Raw genomic sequence first — 7797 nt, 5'->3', positions numbered from 1 at the left:
GTTCCAGAATCGACTTTTTATCGCTCTCTTAGCTACAAAACTCAACAATCTTGGAGTCGTTCAAGAAGAGTTGTTACCAAAGTTTGTTATGGTAGTAAAGGATTAAAAATTCGTCATGTTGTCACATCTTTACCAGCTTCAAAAATCCTCCCCTCAAAGCTTTATACAGACAAATATTGCCCTAGAGGAGAAATGGAAAATCGTCTTAAAGAACAACAACTAGATTTATTTGCTGACCGGACTTCAACCCAGACATTCGAGAGTAATCAATTAAGACTTTGGCTATCATCAATGGCTTATGTCTTGATGCCGGCTTTTCGTCAAAATTGCTTATCTAAAACCGCTTTTGCCCAAGCAACAGTAGGAACAATTCGTCTTAATTTTCTGAAATTGGGGGCGAGAATTACTGTGAGCGTTAGAAGAGTTTTAATCGCCATCGCTAGTTCTTGTCCTTATCAAGATATTTTAGTGATAGCTTACTCCAGAATTCAAGGACTTCCTGCTCCTGGATAAGTCGAATAGTTCTCAAAAACAACCAAATAATTTTAAAAAGGGCTGTTCATAAATTCAGCCTGTTTTATCATGAAAATTTTGAATAATTGACCAGATTTTATCGGTTGATTCCGCAAAAATTTGGCCAGTTTTGTCGAATTATCCCTCGGCAACCTTCAGAGTTTTTCTTAATTTTTAAAAACACAACTCTCAACCTCTAAATTAGGTTCTCAATTCAGTTTGTGAGAAATGCGGGTATAGCGGTTTTCACAGAAGTGAGTCCCGATTGAAACGCTGAAACGCCTATCTATCAAGGGATTTACTATACCTTATTAGACTGAAAACCGCTATAACCCAACGGTTTTCATCTGATAGTTTTCCGCCAAAGGGGAGTTGAAATGATTCGGGTTCTGATGGAGTTGCGGTGGCTATTCGATACATGTGTACCAAAAAAAGTGCCAGGCTTTTAGGGTATTTTACCTTTTTTGCTGCCCTTTTTCTAGACTTTATTGAGTCGAAACCTTTTTCCTATCGGCATTTCAGACTTTTTCGGCAAACCCTAGGTACTTACAAAAGTTTTACCCTTGCCTAGATACTGTTCAGAGTCTGGGATAGGGGAAATCTTAAAAAAGATACGGGAAAAAAAGCTGTTCTTGAGGGCAATAGTCCAGAATGGCAGGTAAGACCAAGTAAAAAGGATAACCTTTGATTACGTTTTCCTTTTCGGGAGCCGGTCGTCGGTCGTCAATACCAAATTAGGTTATACTTCATCTTTATGAGAAGGGCCGTCAGTTGATATTACTGCAATCTCTAGCCCAAAAATCGGCGCATAATTAACAAAAACTAGATTTAAGGTAAAAACTATGTGTTTAGGCATACCGGGACAAATTACAGCAATTATTGATGAAAACCATCATCTCGCTCTCGTCGATGTGGGGGGTGTAAAAAGAGAAGTAAATATTACTTGCATTGTTGATGAAGACCATCCCGCTAATACTTGTGTAGGGGATTGGGTATTAGTTCATGTGGGTTTTGCTATGAATCGAATTGATGAAGATGAGGCGCAAGAAACCTTAAATTTATTAACACAATTAGCGGAATTAGAGGCAGAATTTAATCATAATTAATGTTCTTAAGTAGTCACATACTAAATTAATTATATTGTCTATCTTAAGAAATGTAAATCACGGCAATTATTACTGACGACCGACAGCTAAAAATTATAATTAAAGGAGATAAACTATGAAATACGTTGATGAATTTCGTGATCCCGTTAAAGCGTCAGGATTAATTCAACCAATTGAACAATTATCGATAAGAATCTCTGAAAAGCGGGGAAAAGTTACTAAAATTATGGAGGTTTGTGGGGGTCATACCCACTCAATTTTTAAATACGGTATCGAGGCAATACTTCCCGAAACTATCGAATTAATTCATGGTCCCGGATGTCCCGTTTGTGTGATGCCGCGAGGTCGTTTAGATGATGCCATTTTTCTCGCACAACAACCGAACGTAATTCTGACAACTTTTGGCGATACTATGCGTGTCCCCGGTTCCCATTTGAGTCTGCTGCAAGCGCGAGCAAAAGGTGATGATATTCGCATGGTTTATTCTCCTCGCGATGCCTTAAAAATTGCCAGAGAAAATCTCGATAAAGAAGTAATATTTCTAGCATTAGGTTTTGAAACCACCGTTCCTAGCACAGCTTTAACTGTTTTAGAAGCGCAAAGAGATGGTATCACTAATTTTAGTTTATTTTCTAATCATGTGGTGATTATTCCCGCTCTGAAAGCTTTGTTAGATAACCCAGATTTACAGTTAGACGGTTTTGTTGGTCCCGGTCATGTTAGCATGGTCATTGGCACAGAACCCTATCAAGTTATTGCCCAAGAATATCATAAACCTGTGGTAGTTTCTGGGTTTGAACCTTTGGATATTCTCCAATCAATTTGGATGGTATTAAAACAATTAGATGAGCAGAGATGTGAGATCGAAAATCAGTACGATCGAGTGGTACAAAATCAAGGAAATAGAGTCGCTTTATCGGCAATCAAGCAAGTTTTTGAACTGCGGGATCAGTTTGAATGGCGAGGTTTAGGAGAAATTGCTCAAGGAGGGTTAAAACTGCGAGATGAGTACAGTAATTTTGATGCGGAGAAGAAATTTACTTTACCCAATCAGCGTGTTAAAGATCACAAAGCTTGTCAGTGTGGCGAAATTCTTAAAGGTGTTTTAAAACCCTGGGAATGTAAAGTATTTGGTACTGCTTGTACTCCCGAACATCCCATCGGTACTTGTATGGTTTCTAGTGAAGGTGCTTGTGCCGCTTATTATAAGTATGGTAAAAATCAGTAAATTTTTTTTACTGATTAGGTTCCTTTCCAGTGAGAAAACGCTATAATTATTACCGGAGGAAATTAACAATCTCTCGGTAATAAAAAAGATGAAAATCAAAAATAATCTGGGTTTATTTGGCTTAACCACCTCTCTACTGCTAATTATCACTTCGGAAATTGTTCTTGCTTCCCAAGAACAAAGCCTAGAACTGCAACCAAGTCAACCCCCCAGCGCCGATTTTTTCAAACCCGTCACCAATCTAATTAAAGATTTAAACCATCAGGGAGTAACTATCACCGATCCCAATGATCCCATGGCGGTGCGCTACCGAGTCAATTCCCCCTGTCGCGGTTGTTCGGTTTATCTAGGCACGGGAGTTGCCAATCCTCGCACCCAGACTAATAATAATGGCATGGGAATCAATTTTGGTCTTGGTTTCACCATGCCTTTTTCACCCTAAATACCGATGACATATTTACGCCATTCGTGATTGTGATTGCCCCTGGTGTGCTTTAATAGCTCAAAGTGGAGACTACTGTAGGGACGACGCGGCTGGGCGCGTAGGGACATATTGGCCTCTTTTGGTGTACGATTGCCCTTATGCACATTACAACGCACACAAGCCGCCACTAGATTCTCCCAGGTATCACCCCCTCCGCGAGAACGGGGAATCACATGATCGATGGTTAATTGTTCACCTCGGTAGAGACAGTATTGACAGGTGTGATGATCTCGTTCGAGAATATTACGACGGGTTAAAGGAATTTCCTTGTAGGGAACACGGACGTATTGCCTAAGACGGATAACAGAAGGTAGGGGTAAGTCACGACAAACCACTTTTCCGTTATGTTCTAGGGATTCAGCTTTTCCTTTCAACAATAAAACGATCGCGCGCCGCCAACTGGTAATATTTAGCGGTTCGTAGGAGGCATTCAACACGAGAACCTTGCTCATAGGTGTCTGGAGATCGCTTGAATTTACCCCGAATGGTAACACAGATCCCTGGGATTGGAACCTATTATACTCAATCCGTTGAGTATAGATCTGGCAGGATGCGTGTTTGCGGTTACTAATTCTGATGAAAAACTAAAATTAATAATCCGCGCCCCACGCCCAAATTTATCATCAAATTGGTGCGTTACGTTGTCAAATATCATCTTCAGTTAATCCTGAATCTTTGAGAATACCTTTTAATGTTCCTATCGGTAAATCTCGATTTCCATGTATTGGTATAACAATAATTGCCGAAACATTTTCTTTGGTATAGATATAATGACTTCCTTTAATTCTTGCCAATTTCCAGCCAAATATTTCAACGACTTTACATAATTTTTTTACCTGAGATTGACTTCATACAGAAATCTCCACTAATTGCTGATTCTCTTTTCGATCAAGTAATTTTTTTTCATGAGAAACTTCTAACCAGCCTTCTATTGCCTCTTTAACCATGACCATCAAATCATCATAATTTTCTGCCCAAGTATGACAACCAGACAAAGCTGGTACAGTTGCACACCAAACATCATCTTCTTGCCAGACAACCACTTTGATATTCATAATAAATATTTTTTATTGACTGAGATTTATTTTAATAATAACATAAATTGTTTTTTTGTGTAAGCCTGATCTTGTAGGGTGCGTGTTTGTGGCGATAATCTCTGACAAAAAAACAAGTTATACTAAATCTGGTTATTAAAGACTGATTATTTATTCCCCTTTTTGCCTGAGTGCATGAGCAGAAAACGGGTTTCTCCGAGAAACCCGTTTTCTGTGCGTTACTCAACGGATTTAGTATTAATAATCCGCGCCCCACGCACCAACTTAATTATTAAATTGGTGCGTTACGCTTTGGCTAACGCACCCTACGATTTATGTTTCTGTTTGTAGCGATTATCTCTGAAAAAAAACCTAAATTAACAATCGGCTGTAACAGAGCAACTTTATTATTAAATTGGTGGGCTAATTCTTTGTACCAATCCCATCACACAAATGCCTATCCTCCTCCTTAACACCAGAATTAGGATTCGCCAAATAACCTCGTATCCAATCGCAACTACGCCCCATTAAAGCATCTAAATCCCAGTCTGTTTCTACATTCCAGAGTTTGATAGTCCCGTCATCACTACCGCTCACCAATGTCTTGCCGTCGGGACTAAAATTAACGCTTCTGACAGGGTAATAATGCCCCTTGAGGGTGCGGATTTCCTTGCCTGTTTCTACATTCCAGAGTTCGATGGGTCCGTCCCCACTACCGCTCACCAAAGTCTTGCCGTCGGGACTAAAATTAACGCTGCAGAAAAGGCCTTCTTGTTGTGTTTTTTGCCAAGCCATCAAACCCGATCCCGTACTAACCACCAGCGCCACCAAGGAACCCGCAGCAATCCTCCAAGTGGTTCTAATTTCCCGCCGCCTGGGGGCTGCTTCGGCTTGTTTCATACGTTCTCGTTCCTGAAGACTCCGCTTAATAAAATCCTGTTCACTTTGGCTAATATCTTCTGGGCGTTGCTTCAGTTGTTCTTCTGCCTCCGCCAACGCCGCCCCGCGCAACCATGAGCCTTCATCCCCCTGCGTCTGCTGCCATTGCCCCATCGCCCCCCGCAAACGCTCCTGCCAAGCGCGAAAAATCCTGTCTGTGTCCAGACTAATATTTTGGGTGATAATTTGTTGTCCACCGGGTTGTTCTTGGAGCTTGTCTAGTAAATCTTGGGCTAATTTAGTGATTTCATGATCTTTATCAACCCCCGCTTCGACAATTTTATCTTTTAACAAACCTTCAGCTTTCTTGATATCCTCTGGTTTTGCCTCTACCATTGCTTGTGCCAAAGCATCATTAGCAAATTTACGCTTAATCAAGGTTTGAAAACCTTGATATGCATCTTTAACGCCTTTTTCCGCCGTGTCTTTAGCCGCAGCAACCGCACCGGCAGTCAAGGCGGTGACAATCAGAGAAATTGGTTCCATTGTTTGATACTCCCAATAAAATATTGCTGATTCAATCTTAGATCAAAACAATTTTTAATAGTAAGCTTGCCGCTCTTGTAGGGTGGGTTAGGCGGCGATAATCTTTGATAAAAAACTCAAATTAACAATCCGCCGTAACACATCAACTTTATCATTAAACTGGTGCGTTACACTATCGAAGAGCGCACCCTAGTATTTATGTTTTTGTTTGAGCGCAATCGTTTATAATCAAAATATCATTATTTTGGAGTAAAAGAAAAATGCGTAAACAGACCATTCAATATACATCATCTTTAGATGCTTTGATTGCTGTTGCCAAGCGACTTAGCGTCTATGAGAACCAACATAAAATGGATTCCGAAGATTTTTATAAAGAATACAATCAGGGAACATTGTCAGATGATCTAATATTTATAGAATGGGCAAACGATTATCGTCATTACCTTGCTTTGCGTCAAGAATTAGAACAAAGATTAAATCATGCTGCTTAAACTTTTATCTGATTACCTCAATCAAGTAGAGCAAGCAATTGTGCAGTGTGAAAATGCCTATGTAGAACTTTATCAAGAAGAAATACTGACATCACAAAGAGCCAATTTAAGAATTAGGTTGCGTTTCAATCAGACCCATTTATTAGAAATAAACGAAGCTATAGTAATCACAGACAATTACTTAGAATTCCTAGATTATCGTTACCATTTCCAAGATGAAAAAAACAACCTGGTTTTTCGTTATGATAGTACCCCTCACTTTCCCAATCTCTCTACTTTTCCCCATCACAAGCATTTACCAAACGATGTAATTAGTTGTCACAAACCTGAAATTACTCAAGTCTTAAAAGAAGCAACAGAGTTATTGAGGTGAATAAAACCTATTTAATGCGATCATCTGATCTTGTATATCTTGTAGTGCGATCGCTGGATCTGGTAGGTTGGGTGATCGGTACTCAACCCAACATCATCCCCAGGATGCTCTAATCTTGTGTCGTGATCTTGTGATATTTTGATTGAGAGTGCGATGTTGAAGGCACTGCGTAGCAGCACGCTAATTCATAAATTATCGAATAATTCATAAATTATCAAAGGAGATTGTCATGAAAGGAGAATTCACCGCCATCATTGAAGCAGCAACAGAAGGGGGATACTGGGCGATTTGTCCTGAAGTCCTAGGTGCAAATGGTCAAGGAGAAACCATTGAAGAAGCCAAAGAAAGCTTAAAAAGTGCTATTCAACTAATTTTTGAAGATCGTTTAGCTGATATTCGTCGAGGACTACCAAAAGAAGCGATCGAGGAGACAATTTCCATTCCATGAAACGTAAAGAATTAGAAAAAAAGTTGCGGAAAGCTGGTTGTTATCTTAAGCGAGAGGGTGCTTCTCATTCTCTTTGGATTAACCCTCAAACTGGGGTCATTGAAGCTGTACCGCGACATACAGAAATCAAAGAATTTTTAGCACAAAAAATTCTCAGAAACCTGAATGCCCAATAGTGCGATCGCCTGTCGGTGGGGTTGAAGTGCGATCACTCTTGTGGGTGGGGTTGGGTGTGATCGTTTTTGTGGGTGGGATTGAGGGCGATCGTTTTTGTGGGTGGGATTGAGGGCGATCGTTTTTTGAGGGATGGGTGATCGTTGTTTGGGGGGGGGAAGGGCGATCTGTTAAAATTGAGAGTTGAATAGAGCAAATTTTAAATTATTAAAGCAAAATCGATGAGAACCATTCCCGTAACCTTAGAACAGCTGATTTCAGCAGTACAACAATTGTCGCCTGATCAACGAATTGCGATCGCCTAATCGGAATGATCCCGCGCCACCAACTGGTAACATTTAGCGGTTCTTAGGAGGCATTCAACAGGAGAACCTTGCTCATAGATGTCTGGAGATCGCTTGAATTTACCCCGAATGGTAGTACAGAGCCCTGAGATGGGAACCTATTATTCATTGTTGGGGAAGTGGGGAGCTTTTTTCAGTGATTCAGTAAATAGCCTGTCCTCTGGGGATGATGCCAAA

At 40.3% G+C, this 7797-nt stretch carries 10 protein-coding genes and 2 pseudogenes; 8 read left to right on the top strand and 4 right to left on the bottom strand.

Annotated features, from left to right (window positions below; all coding sequences use genetic code 11):
- The 4 genes from H6F92_RS01900 to H6F92_RS01885 all read left to right on the top strand — a co-directional run.
- Positions 1-513 (top strand): transposase (locus H6F92_RS01900; protein ID WP_190356587.1); only part of this gene is annotated, 513 nt, incomplete at its 5' end.
- 842 nt (positions 514-1355) lie between these two features.
- Complete coding sequence (locus tag H6F92_RS01895) at positions 1356-1619, top strand: HypC/HybG/HupF family hydrogenase formation chaperone (RefSeq protein WP_002759304.1); 264 nt, start codon at positions 1356-1358, stop codon at positions 1617-1619.
- Between the two features lie 115 nt (positions 1620-1734).
- Positions 1735-2847 (top strand): hydrogenase formation protein HypD, encoded by a 1113-nt coding sequence (gene hypD / locus H6F92_RS01890; RefSeq protein ID WP_190356586.1) that lies wholly within the window; start codon positions 1735-1737, stop codon positions 2845-2847.
- Between the two features lie 88 nt (positions 2848-2935).
- Positions 2936-3289, top strand: coding sequence for a hypothetical protein (locus H6F92_RS01885; RefSeq protein ID WP_190356585.1), 354 nt, complete (start codon positions 2936-2938; stop codon positions 3287-3289).
- Here the strand turns inward: H6F92_RS01885 and H6F92_RS01880 are convergent.
- From H6F92_RS01880 to H6F92_RS25610, 4 genes and pseudogenes are all read right to left on the bottom strand, one after another.
- Complete coding sequence (locus tag H6F92_RS01880) at positions 3286-3783, bottom strand: HNH endonuclease (protein ID WP_002785544.1); 498 nt, start codon at positions 3781-3783, stop codon at positions 3286-3288. The genes H6F92_RS01885 and H6F92_RS01880 overlap by 4 nt on opposite strands.
- 192 nt (positions 3784-3975) lie before the next feature.
- A pseudogene (locus H6F92_RS01875) lies at positions 3976-4183 on the bottom strand (type II toxin-antitoxin system HicA family toxin).
- A complete protein-coding gene (locus H6F92_RS01870; RefSeq protein WP_046662329.1) occupies positions 4180-4386 on the bottom strand; it encodes a type II toxin-antitoxin system HicB family antitoxin in 207 nt (68 codons plus the stop codon). The pseudogene H6F92_RS01875 and the gene H6F92_RS01870 overlap by 4 nt, the downstream one beginning before the upstream one ends.
- Positions 4387-4788: 402 nt before the next feature.
- Positions 4789-5469, bottom strand: a pseudogene (locus H6F92_RS25610) (WD40 repeat domain-containing protein); the annotation flags it as partial.
- A gap of 581 nt (positions 5470-6050) precedes the next feature.
- Between H6F92_RS25610 and tumA the strand changes: the two are divergent.
- The 4 genes from tumA (at position 6051) to H6F92_RS01840 (ending at position 7278) form a co-directional block, all read left to right on the top strand.
- Positions 6051-6281 (top strand): antitoxin TumA, encoded by a 231-nt coding sequence (gene tumA / locus H6F92_RS01855; RefSeq protein ID WP_190356584.1) that lies wholly within the window; start codon positions 6051-6053, stop codon positions 6279-6281.
- The gene (gene tumE / locus H6F92_RS01850) at positions 6271-6654 is read left to right on the top strand and encodes a toxin TumE (protein ID WP_190356583.1); all 384 of its coding nucleotides are present in this window, start codon (positions 6271-6273) and stop codon (positions 6652-6654) included. Before tumA ends, tumE begins: the two co-directional genes overlap by 11 nt.
- A gap of 229 nt (positions 6655-6883) precedes the next feature.
- Positions 6884-7102, top strand: a complete 219-nt coding sequence (locus H6F92_RS01845) for a type II toxin-antitoxin system HicB family antitoxin (RefSeq protein WP_004163690.1) — start codon at positions 6884-6886, stop codon at positions 7100-7102.
- On the top strand, positions 7099-7278 hold the full coding sequence (locus H6F92_RS01840; protein ID WP_190356582.1) for a type II toxin-antitoxin system HicA family toxin: 180 nt from the start codon (positions 7099-7101) through the stop codon (positions 7276-7278). The genes H6F92_RS01845 and H6F92_RS01840 overlap by 4 nt, the downstream gene beginning before the upstream one ends.
- Positions 7279-7797 lie beyond the last annotated feature (519 nt).

It is taken from the genome of Microcystis wesenbergii FACHB-1317 (assembly GCF_014696875.1).
GTDB lineage: Bacteria > Cyanobacteriota > Cyanobacteriia > Cyanobacteriales > Microcystaceae > Microcystis > Microcystis wesenbergii_A.
This window is presented reverse-complemented; position numbering and strand designations above follow the sequence as displayed.

Coding starts and splice junctions, on each gene's coding strand:
- H6F92_RS01895 (WP_002759304.1), top strand. CDS start 1,356: ATGTGTTTAGGCATACCGGGACAAATTACAGCAATTATTGATGAAAAC.
- hypD (WP_190356586.1), top strand. CDS start 1,735: ATGAAATACGTTGATGAATTTCGTGATCCCGTTAAAGCGTCAGGATTA.
- H6F92_RS01885 (WP_190356585.1), top strand. CDS start 2,936: ATGAAAATCAAAAATAATCTGGGTTTATTTGGCTTAACCACCTCTCTA.
- H6F92_RS01880 (WP_002785544.1), bottom strand. CDS start 3,783: ATGAGCAAGGTTCTCGTGTTGAATGCCTCCTACGAACCGCTAAATATT.
- H6F92_RS01870 (WP_046662329.1), bottom strand. CDS start 4,386: ATGAATATCAAAGTGGTTGTCTGGCAAGAAGATGATGTTTGGTGTGCA.
- tumA (WP_190356584.1), top strand. CDS start 6,051: ATGCGTAAACAGACCATTCAATATACATCATCTTTAGATGCTTTGATT.
- tumE (WP_190356583.1), top strand. CDS start 6,271: ATGCTGCTTAAACTTTTATCTGATTACCTCAATCAAGTAGAGCAAGCA.
- H6F92_RS01845 (WP_004163690.1), top strand. CDS start 6,884: ATGAAAGGAGAATTCACCGCCATCATTGAAGCAGCAACAGAAGGGGGA.
- H6F92_RS01840 (WP_190356582.1), top strand. CDS start 7,099: ATGAAACGTAAAGAATTAGAAAAAAAGTTGCGGAAAGCTGGTTGTTAT.